This is a genomic window from Pseudomonas sp. SWRI22, from assembly GCF_014268395.2.
GTDB classification, from domain to species: Bacteria; Pseudomonadota; Gammaproteobacteria; order Pseudomonadales; family Pseudomonadaceae; genus Aquipseudomonas; species Aquipseudomonas paracarnis.
The window spans coordinates 552,071-567,887 of the sequence record NZ_JABWQK020000001.1; the positions used below are offsets into that span (position 1 = coordinate 552,071).

A 15,817-nucleotide genomic window follows, 5' to 3' on the forward strand; every position below is an offset into this window, starting at 1 on the left:
GTTTATGGAGGTGCCGATGGCTGCCTACAACCTGCGCCAGCTCAGATATTTTGTGACCACGGCCGAATGCGGCAGCGTCGCCGAGGCGTCGCGCAAGCTGTATATCGCCCAGCCGTCGGTGTCCACGGCGATCAAACAGCTGGAAGACAGCTTTGGCGTGCAGCTGTTTATCCGCCACCACGCCCAGGGCGTTTCCCTTACGCCCAGTGGCGCGCGCTTTTATCGCAAGGCGTTGGAGCTGTTGCGGGTGGCCCATGAGTTCGAGCAGAACGCCCTGGCGGATAATGACGTGGTGGCCGGGCAGATCGACATCGGCTGCTTTGAAACCGTGGCGCCGTTGTACCTGCCACGCTTGATCGCCGGCTTCAAGGCACGCTGGCCAGGGGTGGAGATCCGCATCCGCGATGGCGAGCAGCAGGAATTGGTGCAGGCGCTGACCGCAGGCAGTATCGACGTGGCGATGTTGTTTGAGCACGACCTGGGCGGCACTATCGAGACCACGCCATTGATGCCGCCTCAACAGCCCTATGCGTTGCTGCCGGCCGATCACCGCTTCGCCCAGCAGGCCAGGGTGTCCCTGGCCGACCTGGTGCTGGAGCCAATGATTTTGCTGGACGTGTTGCCCAGCCGTACCTACTTCGTGAGCATCTTCGAAGAGCGCGGGCTGACCCCGAATATCGTATTCAGCTCGCCCTCCATCGAAATGGTGCGGGGCATGGTGGGGCGCGGGTTCGGGTTCTCGATCCTGGTGACCAAACCCTTCAGCGAGTACACCTATGATGGGCAGAAGGTGGTGTGCATTCCCTTGGCTGAAACGGTCACGGGGTCCGGGCTGTCGGCCGTGTGGTTGCGTCGTGCACCGCTGACCAAGCCGGTGCAATTGTTTGTCGACTATTGCCGTGAAGAACTTGCGCGGTTACTGGCGTGACTGCGAACCAGCCCCGCGCGCTTATGCGGGTCAGTTTTCAGCCAACTGGCGCTGTTGCTTGGCCAGCTTCACCACATTGTCCAGGGTAAAGCCGAACTTCTCCTGCAACTTTGCCAGCGGTGCCGAGGCGCCAAAGCTGTTCATCACCACCTTGGCGCCGGTCTGCCCGACATAGCGGTCCCAGCCCAAGGGACCGGCCTGTTCCACCACTACGCGAGCTTTCACCGCGGGCGGCAGCACACTGTCGCGGTAGGCTTGATCCTGGTCTTCAAACAGCTCCCAACTGGGCATCGATACCACGCTGGCGGCAATGCCTTCACCTTTGAGCTGCTCATAGGCGGCGACCGCCAGGCTGACTTCGCTGCCTGTTCCTATCAGGATGACCTCAGGCTCTTGCGCGCTGGCCAGCACGTAGGCACCTTTGGCCGCACCGCAGGCCGCCGCGTACTGGGTGCGATCCAGGGTGGGCAGCGGCTGGCGTGACAGCACGACACAGCTGGGCCGATGAGTCTGGGCCAAGGCGACTTTCCACAATTCCAGCGTTTCATTGGCATCGCCCGGGCGCAAGGTCAACAGCCCCGGCGTGGCCCGCAGTTGGGTGAGGTGTTCGATAGGCTGATGTGTCGGTCCATCCTCGCCGACGCCGATGGAGTCATGGGTAAACACGAAGATCACGGGTAATTCCATGATCGCCGCCAGGCGGATCGGCGGTTTCATGTAATCGCTGAATACCAGGAAGGTCGAGGTATACGGGCGCAGGTAGGACAGCGCCATGCCGTTGGCGATTGCGCCCATGGCGTGTTCGCGGATACCGAAGTGCAGGTTGCGCCCGCTGTAATCATCCGCGCTGAAACGCCCGGCGTCGTCGAAGGTGAGGTTGGTCTTGGTCGAGGGCGACAAATCCGCCGAGCCGCCCAGCAGCCAGGGGATCTGTTGGGCGAAGGCATTCAACACTTCGCCGCCTGAGGCACGGCTGGCGACGCCGTTGGCATCGGCGGCAAAGTCTTGCAGGTGCGCTTGCCATTGCTCGGGCATTTCCCCGGCGCGCATGCGTTGCAGTTCATCGGCCCGTTGCGGCTCGAGGGAGGCCAGGGTCTGGTTCCATTCGGCGTACAACGGCTCGGCACGTTCGTAAAGGGCATCGCGCAACACTGTGCGAGCCTCTTGCGGCACCAGGAAGCTCGAATCCTGCGGCCAGCCATAGGCGGCCTTGGTCAGGCGAATTTCATCGTCCCCCAACGGCTCGCCATGGGCAGCAGCGGTATTGTGTTTGTGCGGTGAGCCGTAGCCGATCACGCTGTCCACGACGATCAAGGTGGGCGCGCTGGTGTTGGCCTTGAAGGTTTCCAGCGCCACGCTCAAGGCCTGCAAGTCATTGGCGTCGGTGACATGCACGGTGTGCCAGCCATACGCCTGGAAGCGTTGGATCACGTCTTCACTGAACGCCAGCTCAGTGTGGCCCTCGATGCTGATGGTGTTGTTGTCATAGATCCAGCACAGGTTATCGAGCTTCAAGTGCCCGGCCAGGGACGCGGCTTCGCTGCTGATGCCTTCCATCATGTCGCCGTCACCGCACAGGGTGTAGACGTCGTAGTCAAACAGCACCTGGCCGTCGCGGTTGAAGCGCTGAGCCAGCCAACGCTCGGCCATGGCCATGCCCACGCTGTTGGCGCAGCCCTGGCCCAACGGGCCGGTGGTGGTTTCTACGCCTGTGGTCATGCGGTACTCAGGGTGGCCAGGGGTCTTGGAGCCCATCTGCCGGAACTGCTTGATATCCTCGAGGCTGACGGCCGGTTGGCCGGAGCGCTTGCCGTGGGCGTCGATCTCTACCACGCCGGCCAGGTGCAATAGCGAATACAGCAACATCGAGGCATGCCCCACCGACAACACAAAACGGTCACGGTTGGGCCAGTCGGGATGTTCGGGATGATAACGCAGGAAGCGACCCCACAGTGTGTACCCCACGGGCGCCAGGCCCATGGGCGTGCCAGGGTGACCCGAATTGGCCTTCTGCACGGCATCCATGGCCAGGGTGCGTAGGGTATTGATGCATTGGGTGTCGGCAGCAGTGGCAACGTGATTCATAAAACCGTTCTCCCTGGGGTGGCGATCTACAGTGGAGGGCAGGGCGGGGCAAAGGTTTGATCCCATCGCGTGCGCCGCGACGAACGGGTCGTTGTTGACTTCAAACATGACAAGGCTTGTTGGAATGGGCTAGCTTCAAGGGCGTAGACCATCGATCAATCTGTGGAGGTACGCCATGCCAGTGAAACACGACCTGTATCAGGACTTGGGATTGAGCAAGGAAGACGTTCACAAGCGCAGGGCGCAAGACAACCGGTTGGACTCACTGCTCACTCAATACGACGACGCCGACGCCAAGGTGCTAAAAGCGGAAAAAGCCAGTGCCAGCGATGAAGAGGTGGAGAACCTGAAGAAGAAGCGGCTGTCGATCAAAGACGAAATTGCGCAGCGGCTGGGTTAAGCAAACCCGTAACCTGTGGCGAGGGAGCTTGCGCCCGTTCGGCTGCGCAGCCGCCGCCAATGGGGGCGCTTCGCACCCCAGCGGGAGCAAGCTCCCTCGCCACACACACGGAATGTGCACATTTGTTCAGAATTGTCTGGAGGACAAGTGCCGCTTCTCTCCTTATGATGCGCCCCGTCCACTCGGCTCTGGGGCTTGTTGCGGCGCAAGGATTGCGTTGTTTGAGCCGGGTGGGCATCCTCAGAATTCATGCAACACAGGGCCGAATCGGTCGCCTGCAAATGCTGCCCGTGGGAGCTGGCTTGCCTGCGATGGCGGCCTCCCAGCCGACGTTTACCTACCTGACACACCGCGATCCAACTGTGGGAGCGGGCTTGCTCGCGAAGGCGGCCTGACAGGCGACGCAGGTATACCGGGTGTATATCCATTCCTGCGGTAACGGCCACTTAGGGTTCCGCTTTTACAGCGGCTCACTTTTGAAAAGCCCAAAAGTAAGCAAAAGGCTCTTGCCCCACCACTCGGCACCTCGCTTAGGCTCGGTGTGCCCGTAATCCGCCAGTGATTTGGGGGGCCGCCGCCACGCGCCATCCATGGCGCGGGGCGGCTAAACCGGCATCCCTGCCGGTTTACCCCCCAAATCCCTGTCGAATTTCGGCCAGCGTGGTTTGATGGGGCGCTTAAGATCAAAAGCAGATCAAGATCAAAAGCGGCTCGCTTCGCATCGTGGTTACCATTAAGGCGGTGACGCTTGGCGTTCGGTCTTGCATCCAGTCATTTCAACAGCGTTTCAACGCATATATCCCTAGAGCGCTGCTGCGTCTGCTCATACAACTGCAGCTCATCAATCGTCCTGCGCCCCAGCGCCTGTTCGAAGGCATCTCGGTTGGAGTTGCCCGCGTAGTGACTCTGCGCCCCATCCCCCAGGTTTGACTGGAAGATCCCCGCCGCACTGACCGGCAAAAAGTCCTCATACACCAACGGCTCCACCACCACATGACCGGCACCGACCAGCGCCTCCAATGTGCGCGGCTGATCGGCCTGGCCGCGTGCCGTCAGGCCTTTATCGGTGACGAAGTAGCGAAAATACGCCAAGCCCTGCTCGCGCATCTGCGGGTAGTTATCGGGGAAGGCGTGGAAGTGCTGTTCCATCAACTGCACATAGCGCTCGGCGTTGGCTTCATTGGGGAATGTGCCGAGTTCGTCGCGGGCGGCGTTCAGCAGTTGGTCGTACAGGGCGCGGCCTTTAGGGGTAAGTGCGACGCCGCGCTGTTCGATTTCGCCGAAGCGTGCGCTGTGGCTGCCGTGGGCATCGGTGAAGGCGATGGGTTCGTCCAGGGCCTTGAAGCTGGTCTGGCGCAGCAGGATCGGGCATTGGCGCCGAGGTGGGCCTTCGATCACGGCTTTGGGAGTGATGCCTTTGCCGGGCATCGCCGCCTGCACCTGATCGATGTCCAGGGTGCGTGGGGTCAGGTGGTTGATGTGCGGGCCTTTGAACGCGACGACGTCGGCGATCAGGCGGTGCTGGTCGCTCAGTTGCTGATATTGGGCGCCGGTGACCGTGGCAGTGTGGTGCCAGCGGAACGTCTCCAGGGCCTGGCGGATAAAGGCCTCGGCATCGCTGGCATTCAAGCCGCCTTGGGTCTCTGCCTGGTCGATCAATGCCAAGGCCTCGCCGGTGAAGATCGAGCGCTTGGCCAGGGCGCTTTCGGCGAAGGCGCGCAGGTCGGGGTTTTCGATCAGTTCCAGGCGCAGCAATGAAGTGAACACGCGAAACGGGCTGGTTTGCAGCGCGTGTTCATGCACGGCGCGAAAGGCGGTGGAGTGAACAGGTACGCCAGCGGGGGTGAGGTCGTAGTACCCCACCGGTTGCATGCCCATCACCGCAAACAAACGGCTGATAGTCGCCAGTTCCGCAGCGGTGCCCAGGCGGATGGCGCCGTGGCGTTCCATGCCCAGGCGCTGGATTTCGCCGGTACGCTGCAGCTGGTGCGCCAGGCCCGGTTCGCTGTCGAGCACATGTGCATTGGTCTCGGCCACCAACTCCAGCAACGCGCCATATAACGGAACTTCATCTCGATACATGTCGGACATGGCCTTGGAAAAGCCCTTGCGGATCTCGTCAGGGCTGACATGTGCAGTGGCGTGCATAGAAAAATTCCTGATGACTGGAGCGATGAAAGTGGCCTTTGCCTGATTTTGTTGAGCAGCCTGCCGCCTTGCAAACGAAGATTCTTCTGGACTTCATTCTGCAAATGAATGAGTTGACCCTGCGTCCAAGTCTTCATGTGCAAGCGGGCGTCATTGGGCTCTACACTGCGCTCCACTGTGTAGGTGAAGGAGGACCCAATGACGGCCAAACCCGCAACCAACCTGCTGGACACCCTCGAAGGCCAGCGCCTGGCAACGCCAGGCGCCGAGCAGTGGCGCGACTGGGGCCCGTACTTGAGTGAACGCCAATGGGGCACGGTGCGCGAAGACTATAGCGCCGACGGTGACGCCTGGGCCTACTTCCCTCATGAGCATGCACGCAGCCGCGCCTATCGATGGGGCGAGGATGGATTGGCCGGTTTCAGTGACAAGGCTCAACGCTGGTGCCTGGGCCTGGCGCTGTGGAACGAGCGTGACGCAATCCTCAAGGAACGTCTGTTCGGCCTCGACAACGCCGAAGGCAACCACGGTGAAGACGTCAAGGAACTGTACTTTTTCGTCGATGGCGTGCCGAGCCATGCCTACATGCGCATGCTCTACAAATATCCCCATGAGGCCTTTCCCTACGCTGACCTGATCGCCGAAAACGCCCGTCGTGGGCTGGCGGATGCCGAGTATGAAGTCCTCGATACCGGTGTGTTTACAGACAACCACTACTGCGACGTCAGTGTCGAATACGCCAAGCATCAGCCCGACGATATTTTCATGCGCGTCACCGTGCATAACCGTTCGGACCAACCCACACGCCTGCAGGTGTTGCCCCAGCTCTGGGCGCGCAATGACTGGAGCTGGACCTTCGATGCACCCAAGCCCAGCTTGAGTTTGGACGGCGAGCGGGTTCTGGCGTGTCATCATGAGCTCGATGATCGCCACCTCAGTGCCTGGGGCCAGGACGGGTTGCAGTGGCTGTTCTGCGAAAACCAAACCAATCGGCCCAAACTGGACGGGCAACCGGCGCGGGGGCCATTCAAGGATGGCATTAACGATTACGTGGTGGGCGGGGTTGAGTCGGCCGTTCGCCGGGACGCCGGCACCAAGGTGGCCGCGCATTTCACCCTTGAACTGGCGGGCCAGGAAAGCAAAATCCTCTACCTGCGTTTTGCGCCTTTGGACGCGCCCGATGTCAATGCGCGCAAGCTATTCGAACAGCGCCGCCAGGAGGCCGATGACTTCTATGCGGTTTTGCAACAGGGCCTTGCCGATGACGATGCGCGCAATGTGCAACGCCAGGCCCTGGCCGGCCTGCTGTGGTCCAAGCAACTGTACTATTTCGACGTGAACCAGTGGCTTGACGGCGACCCGGCCCAGCCCGCGCCACCGCCCGAGCGTCTGCTTATCCGCAATACCCATTGGCGGCACCTGAGCAACTTCGACATCTTGTCCATGCCCGACACTTGGGAATACCCCTGGTATGCCTCCTGGGATCAAGGCTTCCAGGCGGTGGCCATCGCGCTGATCGACCCCGGTTACGCCAAGCAACAGCTGTTGCTGCTGGTAAAGGACCGCTTCATGCACCCCAACGGCCAATTGCCGGCCTACGAATGGCGCTTTGACGACGCCAACCCGCCCGTGCACGCCTGGGCCAGCTGGCGCGTATATCAGCAGGACAAGGCGTTGACCGGCGTGGGCGACATGGATTTCCTGGAGCGGATCTTTCACAAACTGCTGCTGAATTTCTCCTGGTGGGTCAACCGCAAGGACGCCGAGGGCCGCAACCTGTTCCAGGGCGGTTTTCTGGGCCTGGACAATATCGCCTTGTTCGACCGCTCGGCCACGTTGCCGCCGGGTTACCAGTTGGACCAGGCCGACGGCACCGCCTGGGTGGCGGCCTATGCCCTGGACCTGATGCGCATCGGCCTGGAGTTGGCCAAGCGCAATGTGGTGTACGTGGACATTGCCGTGAAGTTTTTCGAGCATTTCCTCTACATCGCCGGCGCTATCAACCGCGTCGATGACAGCGCCGAAGGCTTGTGGGATGAGCAGGACCAGTTTTTCTACGACGTACTGCACCGTCCTGATGGCCAGAGCGAACCGGTGCGCCTGCGCTCCATCGTCGGGTTAATGCCGCTGTTCGCGGTGCTTGTGCTGGAACAGCGCGAGCACGAGGGCCTGGAAGGCTTGCGCGAGCGCCTGCTGGGCTTTATGCATCATCGGCCGGACCTGGCCAGGTTGGTTTCGCGCTGGACCGAACCGGGGCAGGGCAACCGCCTGTTGCTGGCGCTGCTGCGCGGTGAACGCACCAAGGATTTGCTGCGACGCATGCTGGATGACCAGGAGTTCTTGTCGGCCTTTGGCGTGCGCGCCCTGTCCAAGGCGTTCGCCGAGCAGCCCCTGGCGTTGAAGATGAATGGCGACACCTTGTGCGCCAGTTACCAACCCGGTGAATCCGACTCACGCTTGTACGGCGGCAACTCCAATTGGCGCGGGCCGCTGTGGATGCCGGTCAATTACATGCTGATTGAATCGTTGCGCGAATTTCATCGCTATTACGCGGAGCATTTTTCCGTGGAGTACCCGACGGGCAGTGGGTATCTGGCGTCTCTCGAGGAAGTGGCTGACAGCCTCAGCGAGCGGCTGACGCGGCTGTTTCTCAAAGATGAAAACGGTGTGCGGCCGTCGATGGTGGGGTATGCGCAGTTGCAGGAAGACCCGGCCAGTCGTGACCTGGTGTTGTTCCATGAGTATTTTCATGGTGAGACAGGGCGAGGGTTGGGGGCTTCACACCAGACCGGGTGGAGCGCGTTGGTGGCGTTGTTGCTACAGCCAAAAACCTGAGCAGTCCTACGGATTTGCTTTTCTGTGGGAGCTGGCTTGCCTGCGATACAGGCACCGCGGTGCGTCCGGCAAATGGAGTAGATGCCATCGCAGGCAAGCCAGCTCCCACAGGGGATCTTCATTCACCGCGAGAATGCAGGCAAAAAAATCCCGCCTGGGGAGGCGGGATCAGGATTCAGGGTTACCCGTGAATCAGGAAGGGAACAGCTCGCTCAGCTTCATCGCCAGCATCATGTCGCCTTCGGTGCGCAGCTTGCCGCCCATGAACGCTTGCATGCCGTCGGTGGAGCCGTCGACGATGCCTTCCAGGGTCTCGCTGTCCATCACCAGGGTGACCTGCGCGTCAGGGTTTTCGCCTTCTTTGAGTTCGCAGGTCTTGTCCTTGACCACCAGCGAGAAATTCTTGCTGTCGTCGATACGGAAACCGAACACCAGGTCCAAGCCTTCGGCAGCGCTTGGGTTGAATTTGGCTTTCATTGCTTCTACTGCTTTAGCTACGTCAGTCATGGTTTCGATCCTTAAGGGTAGAGTCCAGTGACCTTGGGGTCACGGTTGGCCGCAGTTCATCGGAAAGTGATGAGCTGCGGCGCCTTCAACAGTTGCAAGTGGGCGTGACTGTTGAAGGAAGCCAGTGCCACCTCGCGACCACGGAACTTCAATTGGTTGAGCGAGGTGTTAACAATTTGCCAGTTCATTTCGAAGGCCTGAGCGGCAGGCATTCGGGTAATCAGGTGGAGCAGGGCGGTGATGGTGCCGCCGGAGGTGAATACGGCGATTTTGTCGGTGTGGTTGGCGGCTTCAAGGATCCGCTGCAAACCACCCTGGACCCGCTCGACAAACCCCAGCCAGCTTTCCAGCCCGGGCGGATCATAGGTGCCGGCCAGCCAGCGTTCGATGATCAGGGCGAAAATGCGTTGGAACTCGCTGCGGTTCTGCGGGCCATTGCGCAGGATGTGCACGGCATCCGGCTCACTGCTGAGCAGGTCGGGTAACAGGCCGCGAATGATTGCCTCGCCGTCGAACTCGTTGAACGCGCTGTCTGTTTCCAATGCCGGAACCGGCAAGCCCAGGGCGCTGTACTGGTCGAACGTGGCGCTGGCAGTGTGCTGCTGGCGACGCAGGTCGCCGGCGATGCAGCGGTCGAACGCAATGCCCAGGTCTGCCAGGTGGCGACCGAGCACTTGCGCTTGTTCCACGCCAATGGGCGAGAGGACGTCATAGTCGTCTGCACCGAAGGAAGCCTGGCCATGTCGAATCAGATAAATGCTGCCCACGTCCGTTTTCCCGGTACGTTGAAAGTCTGGCGAGGTTATGAGGATGCCTGCGAGCTGTCAATGAAAAAACATACGCTTGTTTTAAAAGCGCGTTGGAGCCCGCCTGCTGGCGGTTTGATCACTGGCTCCTTCGCAGTGGCGTCGGTATGCTGGGGCCATCCGCGCCTGGCGCAGTGCATTTTTTAAGGAGACATATGGATTTTTTGGCCGAATACGCGAGCTTTCTGGCGAAGACCGTCACCCTGGTGGTCGCTATTCTGGTGGTACTGATCAGCTTTGCAGCACTGCGCAGCAAAGGTCGTCGTAAATCCGCCGGCCAATTGCAGGTCAGCAAGCTGAATGATTTCTACAAGGGCTTGCGTGAGCGCCTGGAGTCCAGCTTGCTCGACAAGGACCAGCTCAAGGCCCTGCGCAAGTCCGAAAGCAAAGCTGAAAAGAAGAAAGACAAGAAGAAGCCCGAGCCCAAGCCGAGGGTATTCGTGCTGGATTTCGACGGTGACATCAAGGCCTCGGCCACCGAAAGCCTGCGCCATGAAATCACCGCACTGCTTAGCCTGGCCACGCCCAAGGATGAAGTGGTGCTGCGCCTGGAAAGCGGCGGCGGCATGGTGCACAGCTATGGCCTGGCCTCTTCGCAACTGGCGCGTATCCGCCAGGCCGGCGTACCGTTGACCGTGTGCATCGACAAAGTCGCGGCCAGCGGCGGCTACATGATGGCCTGCATCGGCGAGAAGATCATCAGTGCACCCTTCGCCATCCTCGGTTCCATTGGCGTGGTGGCGCAGTTGCCCAACGTCAATCGCCTGCTTAAAAAGCACGACATCGACTTTGAAGTGCTGACCGCCGGTGAATACAAGCGCACGCTCACAGTGTTCGGCGAAAACACCGAGAAGGGCCGGGAGAAGTTCCAGGAAGACCTGGACATCACCCATCAGCTGTTCAAGAACTTCGTCTCGCGTTACCGCCCGCAGTTGGCGATTGACGAGGTGGCCACTGGCGAAGTGTGGTTGGGGGTTGCCGCTCTCGACAAACAACTGGTCGATGAGCTGCAAACCAGCGATGAATACCTGGCCACCAAGGCCAAGACCGCCGAAGTGTTCCACCTGCACTATGCCGAGCGTAAGAGCCTGCAGGAGCGCGTGGGCTTGGCGGCCAGCGGTTCGGTGGACCGGGTGCTGTTGACCTGGTGGAGCCGCTTGACCCAGCAGCGGTTCTGGTAAGCCAGTACTGAAAACCAGGTAGTCCCTTGTCGATCGGTCCCACGCTCCGCGTGGGAATGCCTCCAGTGACGCTCTGCGTCACCCTGGCGTAGGTGGGACGCGGAGCGTCCAAGGCTGCATTCCCACGCGGAGCGTGGGAACGATCATGTCAGGTCAAACGGGGTTTAATCGAGTCCGCCAACTGCGTAAGGATCAGGCAGCACGATACGGCCCCGGCATCCAGAACGCCGAGGGAACGCTCACCCAAACGACTCGCTCGGCCAATCTTGGCCACCAGGTCCTTGGTCGAATCCCGCCCCTGAGAAGCAGCGCTTTTCATTGCGTCGAGTGCATCGCTGAAAGAACGCGCCGCTGCATGCGCCCGTTCAAAGGCTTCCACCGCCGGGATCAACGTGTCCATCAAGCACTTGTCGCCCACGCCCGCTTCGGTGATGTCCTGCAACGAGGTCAAGCCGCCGCGCAGCAGGTGGGCGAAGGTGGCGACGTCGATGTCTTCACTGGCGCGCACTTCGTCGGCCATGCCGATAAACAGGCTGCCATACAAGGGGCCCATGGAGCCGCCGATGCCTTCCATCAGGCTCAGGGTCAGTTCATCCAGGGCTTCGGCCAGGGTCAGTTGGCGGCCTTCGATCGTGCGGCCGCAATGGGCAAAGCCTTTGGCCATGTTAATGCCATGGTCGCCATCGCCTATAGCGCCGTCGACTTCGCTGAGGTACTCCCGGTTTGCCACGATCACGCTGACCAGGCCGGCGACAATGGCGCTACCGTCATGGGTGGAAAAATGCTGGCTCATGGTTCACTCCGCCTGGGTCATGCCGATGGAGCGGCAGGGTTGGTCGATCAGGGTTTTCAGCTCGGCGTCGAGGCCGAGCAGGGTCAAGGTCACGCCCATCATCTCCAGGGACGTGAAGTAGTTGCCCACGTAGCAACGGTGAATCTTCAAACCTTTGGCCTTGAGCTGTTTTTCCACCTCGGCGTAGAAAATATACAACTCCATCACCGGGGTGGCGCCCAGGCCTGAGACCAGCACCACCACGCTGTCGTCCTGGCTGAAATCGCGGTCGGCGAGGATCGGCGCCAGCATGCGCTCGGCCATGGCGGCGGCCGGTTCAATCGGGATGACTTCGATGCCCGGTTCGCCATGATGGCCGATACCCAGCTCCATCTGGCCGTCGGGAATCTGGAAGTTCGGCTTGCCCACCGCGGCGATCGTGCAGGGCGTAAGGCCGATACCAATCGAGCGGCAGTGGTCGACGGTTTTCTGCGCCACCCGAATCACGCCGTCCAGGTCGTAATGCTGGGCAGCGGCGGCACCGCCGATCTTCCACATGAAGATCTCCCCGGCCACGCCGCGACGCTTGGCAATATCGGCCTTGGGCGCGGAGGCCACGTCGTCGTTGGCGACCACGGTGCGGATGCGCATGTCTTTGCTGGCGGCCATTTTCATTGCCAGCTTCACGTTCATGTTGTCGCCCGCGTAGTTGCCATACAGGCAGGCCACGCCTGCGCCATGGTCGGCGGCGCGGAAGGCGTCGAAAAAGCTTTTGGCGGTGGGCGAGGAAAAAATCTCGCCGACGGCCACCGCATCCACCAGGCCCGGGCCAACATAGCCGAGGAACGCCGGTTCATGCCCGGAGCCGCCGCCGGTGACAATGCCGACGCGGCGCTGGGCGGACGGTCTGGCCCGGACAATGACCCGTGGGTTGCTTTCGTACTGGCGCAGTTCGGGGTGCGCGACCAGGATGCCGCGCAGCATGTCTTCGACCACTTGGTCGGGATCGTTGATGACTCGATTCATAACGCGGGTTCCTGTGTTCTTGTTCTAAGGGGCGACACCCTTCCATTGTGGGAGCAGGCAAGCCAGCTCCCACAGGGTTTTGTGTTGTTACTGAGATCAGGGTTCGAGCACAACCTTCAGCGATTTATCGCCGCGTTCCATCACTGCAAAGGCTTCCTTGAAGTCCGCCAGCGCAAACTTGTGGGTCACCACGTCGCGCATATCGATCTTGCGGTTGCCGATAAAGTCTATGGCCCTTGGGTACATATACGGCCCCAGGTGCGAGCCGAGGATATCCAGCTCCTTGCGGTCACCGATGATCGACCAATCCACCGTGGCCTCGTCATTGAACACGCTGAATTCCACAAAGCGTCCCAGCTTGCGCAGCATCGCCAGGCCCTGGTTTACCGCCTTGTGGTGCCCGGTCGCCTCGATATAAATGTCGCAGCCATAGCCATCGGTGATCTCACGGATTTTCGCCAGCACATCCACCTCGGCCGGGTTCCACACTTCATCGGCGCCCAGGCGCAGGGCGAGGGCGGCGCGTTCGGGTTTCATGTCCAGCACAATGAGCTTTTTCGGGTTGCGCAACCGCACCGCGCCGATGATGCCCAGGCCCAGGGTGCCGGCGCCGGCGACCACCACGATGTCGTCATGGTCGACGTTGGCGCGTTCCGCCGCGTGCAGCGAGCAGGCCAGGGGTTCGATCAGGATCGCTTCATCGGGGGCGATGGATTCCGGCACTTTGTGGATGATGCCTTCCTTGGTGAAGATCATGTATTGCGCCATGGCGCCCTGCACATTGTTCTGGAAGCCATACAGGTCGTGCTTCTGGCACATCCAGTACTGGCCGTGGTTGCAGAAGCGGCAGCCCCAGCATGGCACGATCTGCTCGGAGATCACGCGGTCGCCCACGGCCACGCCGCGTTTCTCGGCGCCTGGGCCAAGGGCGACCACGCGGCACACGAACTCATGCCCGGGGATCATCGGCGGCTTCACGTAGCGCGGTTGCTCGGCATCGCCCCAAAACGACGGCGCGCCGCGATAGGTCTTGATATCGCCCATGCAAATGCCGCACAGCTCGACTTTGGTCAGGATCTCGTCGGGGCCGGGGGTGGGCACGTCGACGGTTTCCAGGCGGTAGTCTTCCGGGCCGTGGCAGACCACAGCCTGCATGGTTTTCGGGATGCTCGGGGCGAGTTGTTCAGGTGTGCGTTCGGTGACGGTGGACATGACAAAACCTCACGACATAACGATGAATTACTGAATGCTGTAGCCGCCGTCGATCACCATGTTGGCACCGGTGATCATCTGCGCGGCATCACTGAGCAGGTACAACGCCAGCCCGGCGATTTCTTCCGGCTGGGCAAAGCGACCTGCCGGGATCTGCAATTTGGCCCGCTCACCCACCTCGCCGGCCCAGGCTTTTTTACCCAGGGCGGTTTCGACGATGGTGGGGGAGATAGCATTGACGTTCACCTGCGGCGCCCACTCCATGGCCAATACTTTGGTCATGCCGACGATGGCGGCTTTGCTGGCGCAGTAGGCGACGTGACGGTCCAGGCCAATCACGGCAGCCTGGGACGCCAGGTTGACGATGCGCCCGCTGCCCTTGGCGATCATGTGCCTGGCGCAGGCCTGAGCCATGAAAAAACTGGCCTTGAGGTTGATGTCCAAGGTGGTGTCCCAGGCGCTTTCGCTGACGTCGATGGCCTTGTCCAGCAGCACCACGCCTGCGCTGTTGATCAGGTAATCCAGGCGCTGGAAATGTGCGAACACCTTGTCGACGGTCGGTTGTATCTGGTCGATCTTCCCGAGGTCGACGGCAATGCCCAGGTGCCCGGCACCCAGGCTGGCGGCCACCTCGACCACGGCCGGATCGCGGTCCAGCAGCGCCACCCTTGCGCCGCGTTCCGCCAGCAAGGTAGCGCAGGCCAGGCCGATGCCGGCGGCGCCACCGGTGATCACCGCGCAACGGCCGCTGAGGTCGAAGGCTTGGTTCCAGAAACCAGACATGAATGACTCCTCGTTCCCACGCTCTGCGTGGGAATGCCGCGTGGAACGCTCTGCGTTCCGATGTTAGGTGACGCGGAGCGTCACGGGATGCGTTCCCACGCGGAGCGTGGGAACGATCAAACTACTTACCGCCGCTGACTTGCTTGTACAGCGCATCCGCATTGGCATTGGTCACCGGCACCCAGGGCAGGATGTAGTTCTTGGCTGTGCCGTCGGCCCATTTCACGTCCTTGGCGTAGCGCTCCCAGATCACCGATTGCGGCTTGTAGTCCTCGCCTGCCAGGGCGCGCAGGGCCACGTCCAGCGCGCCTTGGGACTGGGCCTGGGCATCCTGGAGGAAGGTGGTGACTTCGTCCTTTTTCGCCGCCTGGATCGCATCCGGCATGCCGTCGATAGAGGTCACAGGCACATCCTTGGAGGTGAGGCCATGGGACTTCAGCGCCTGCACGGCGCCCAGGGCCATGTCGTCATTCTGGGCGATCACGCCATTGATGCCCTTGGGGTGGGCGTTGAGCCAGTCTTCGGTGAGCGTCATGGCCTGGGCGCGGTCCCAGTTGGCGGTTTTCTTTTCGATGATCTTGATGTCCGGGTGTTTGCCCAGCACTTCCAGCTCGCCTTTTTCCCGGTCGATCTGCGCCGACTGGCCAATCGGGCCCTGGATGATCACCACGTTGCCTTTGCCATTGAGCTTGTCGACCATGGCCTGGGCCTGCAGGCGGCCGCCTTCCACGTCGTCGTTACCCACATACGGCACGCTGGCATCGGCTACTTTCGTATTGGAGGCGATGACCACCACGTCGTTGCTCATGGCGGCCTTGACGGTACCGACGCCGGCCTTGGTATCAATCGGTACGAACAGAATCGCGTCGTAGCGTTGGGTCACCATGTTTTCGATCTGGTTGTTCTGGGTCAGGGCGTCGTAGTTGCCGTCGAACACGGTCAACTGCACGGTGCCATCCTTGACGGCCGGATGTTCCTTGAGCTCGCGGACCCAGTTCTGCATGAACTGACCCTTGAGGCCATAGACGGCTGCGCCGATCTTGTAGGTCTTGCCGTCGGCGGCCAGGGCGATACTGCTGGCGAGCAGGGAGAGGGCCGCCGCAGCGGCCAGGGTGGTACCCAGTTTCATAAGTA

13 protein-coding genes are annotated in these 15,817 nt (G+C 61.1%); 4 read left to right on the forward strand and 9 right to left on the reverse strand.

Features of this window, described 5'->3' with window-relative positions:
- Positions 1-16 precede the first annotated feature (16 nt).
- Positions 17-928: a LysR family transcriptional regulator gene (locus HU730_RS02325; protein WP_034125760.1), complete on the forward strand. Its 912-nt coding sequence runs from the start codon at positions 17-19 to the stop codon at positions 926-928.
- A gap of 30 nt (positions 929-958) precedes the next feature.
- Here HU730_RS02325 and tkt read toward each other — a convergent pair whose 3' ends face one another.
- Positions 959-3,013 carry a transketolase gene (tkt, locus tag HU730_RS02330; protein WP_186526859.1) on the reverse strand — a complete coding sequence of 685 codons (2,055 nt, stop codon included), beginning with the start codon at positions 3,011-3,013 and terminating at the stop codon, positions 959-961.
- A 175-nt stretch (positions 3,014-3,188) separates the two neighbouring features.
- Between tkt and HU730_RS02335 the strand changes: the two genes are divergently transcribed.
- The gene (locus HU730_RS02335) at positions 3,189-3,413 is read left to right on the forward strand and encodes a DUF465 domain-containing protein (RefSeq protein ID WP_034125758.1); all 225 of its coding nucleotides are present in this window, start codon (positions 3,189-3,191) and stop codon (positions 3,411-3,413) included.
- A gap of 771 nt (positions 3,414-4,184) precedes the next feature.
- On the opposite strand, the gene HU730_RS02340 is transcribed toward HU730_RS02335, so the two are convergent.
- Positions 4,185-5,561 (reverse strand): VOC family protein, encoded by a 1,377-nt coding sequence (locus HU730_RS02340; protein WP_186526858.1) that lies wholly within the window; start codon positions 5,559-5,561, stop codon positions 4,185-4,187.
- 198 nt (positions 5,562-5,759) lie between these two features.
- Here HU730_RS02340 and HU730_RS02345 point away from each other — a divergent pair, with 198 nt between their 5' ends.
- Entirely contained in the window at positions 5,760-8,396 is a 2,637-nt protein-coding gene (locus HU730_RS02345) for a glucosidase (protein ID WP_186526857.1), read from the forward strand.
- Between the two features lie 192 nt (positions 8,397-8,588).
- Here HU730_RS02345 and HU730_RS02350 read toward each other — a convergent pair whose 3' ends face one another.
- A complete protein-coding gene (locus tag HU730_RS02350; RefSeq protein ID WP_034125754.1) occupies positions 8,589-8,903 on the reverse strand; it encodes an SCP2 sterol-binding domain-containing protein in 315 nt (104 codons plus the stop codon).
- A 56-nt stretch (positions 8,904-8,959) separates the two neighbouring features.
- On the reverse strand, positions 8,960-9,670 hold the full coding sequence (locus HU730_RS02355; RefSeq protein WP_034135852.1) for a histidine phosphatase family protein: 711 nt from the start codon (positions 9,668-9,670) through the stop codon (positions 8,960-8,962).
- Positions 9,671-9,864: 194 nt separating this feature from the next.
- On the opposite strand from HU730_RS02355, the gene sohB reads away from it, so the two are divergent.
- Positions 9,865-10,890: a protease SohB gene (sohB, locus tag HU730_RS02360; protein WP_014718187.1), complete on the forward strand. Its 1,026-nt coding sequence runs from the start codon at positions 9,865-9,867 to the stop codon at positions 10,888-10,890.
- Between the two features lie 148 nt (positions 10,891-11,038).
- Here the strand turns inward: sohB and dhaL are convergent, their stop codons facing one another.
- From dhaL to HU730_RS02385, 5 genes are all read right to left on the reverse strand, one after another.
- Positions 11,039-11,683, reverse strand: a complete 645-nt coding sequence (dhaL, locus tag HU730_RS02365; RefSeq protein ID WP_186526856.1) for a dihydroxyacetone kinase subunit DhaL — start codon at positions 11,681-11,683, stop codon at positions 11,039-11,041.
- A gap of 3 nt (positions 11,684-11,686) precedes the next feature.
- Positions 11,687-12,688 carry a dihydroxyacetone kinase subunit DhaK gene (locus HU730_RS02370; protein ID WP_060764681.1) on the reverse strand — a complete coding sequence of 334 codons (1,002 nt, stop codon included), beginning with the start codon at positions 12,686-12,688 and terminating at the stop codon, positions 11,687-11,689.
- Positions 12,689-12,784: 96 nt separating this feature from the next.
- Positions 12,785-13,900 (reverse strand): erythritol/L-threitol dehydrogenase, encoded by a 1,116-nt coding sequence (locus HU730_RS02375; RefSeq protein WP_019817618.1) that lies wholly within the window; start codon positions 13,898-13,900, stop codon positions 12,785-12,787.
- Between the two features lie 27 nt (positions 13,901-13,927).
- Complete coding sequence (locus HU730_RS02380) at positions 13,928-14,683, reverse strand: SDR family oxidoreductase (RefSeq protein ID WP_186526855.1); 756 nt, start codon at positions 14,681-14,683, stop codon at positions 13,928-13,930.
- A gap of 121 nt (positions 14,684-14,804) precedes the next feature.
- On the reverse strand, positions 14,805-15,812 hold the full coding sequence (locus HU730_RS02385; RefSeq protein WP_186526854.1) for a substrate-binding domain-containing protein: 1,008 nt from the start codon (positions 15,810-15,812) through the stop codon (positions 14,805-14,807).
- Positions 15,813-15,817 lie beyond the last annotated feature (5 nt).

Excerpts from the sequence above, each read along its gene's own strand:
- HU730_RS02325 (WP_034125760.1), top strand. The coding sequence starts at position 17 with ATGGCTGCCTACAACCTGCGCCAGCTCAGATATTTTGTGACCACGGCC.
- HU730_RS02375 (WP_019817618.1), bottom strand. The coding sequence starts at position 13,900 with ATGTCCACCGTCACCGAACGCACACCTGAACAACTCGCCCCGAGCATC.
- dhaL (WP_186526856.1), bottom strand. The coding sequence starts at position 11,683 with ATGAGCCAGCATTTTTCCACCCATGACGGTAGCGCCATTGTCGCCGGC.
- HU730_RS02385 (WP_186526854.1), bottom strand. The coding sequence starts at position 15,812 with ATGAAACTGGGTACCACCCTGGCCGCTGCGGCGGCCCTCTCCCTGCTC.
- tkt (WP_186526859.1), bottom strand. The coding sequence starts at position 3,013 with ATGAATCACGTTGCCACTGCTGCCGACACCCAATGCATCAATACCCTA.
- HU730_RS02350 (WP_034125754.1), bottom strand. The coding sequence starts at position 8,903 with ATGACTGACGTAGCTAAAGCAGTAGAAGCAATGAAAGCCAAATTCAAC.
- sohB (WP_014718187.1), top strand. The coding sequence starts at position 9,865 with ATGGATTTTTTGGCCGAATACGCGAGCTTTCTGGCGAAGACCGTCACC.
- HU730_RS02370 (WP_060764681.1), bottom strand. The coding sequence starts at position 12,688 with ATGAATCGAGTCATCAACGATCCCGACCAAGTGGTCGAAGACATGCTG.
- HU730_RS02340 (WP_186526858.1), bottom strand. The coding sequence starts at position 5,561 with ATGCACGCCACTGCACATGTCAGCCCTGACGAGATCCGCAAGGGCTTT.
- HU730_RS02345 (WP_186526857.1), top strand. The coding sequence starts at position 5,760 with ATGACGGCCAAACCCGCAACCAACCTGCTGGACACCCTCGAAGGCCAG.
- HU730_RS02380 (WP_186526855.1), bottom strand. The coding sequence starts at position 14,683 with ATGTCTGGTTTCTGGAACCAAGCCTTCGACCTCAGCGGCCGTTGCGCG.
- HU730_RS02335 (WP_034125758.1), top strand. The coding sequence starts at position 3,189 with ATGCCAGTGAAACACGACCTGTATCAGGACTTGGGATTGAGCAAGGAA.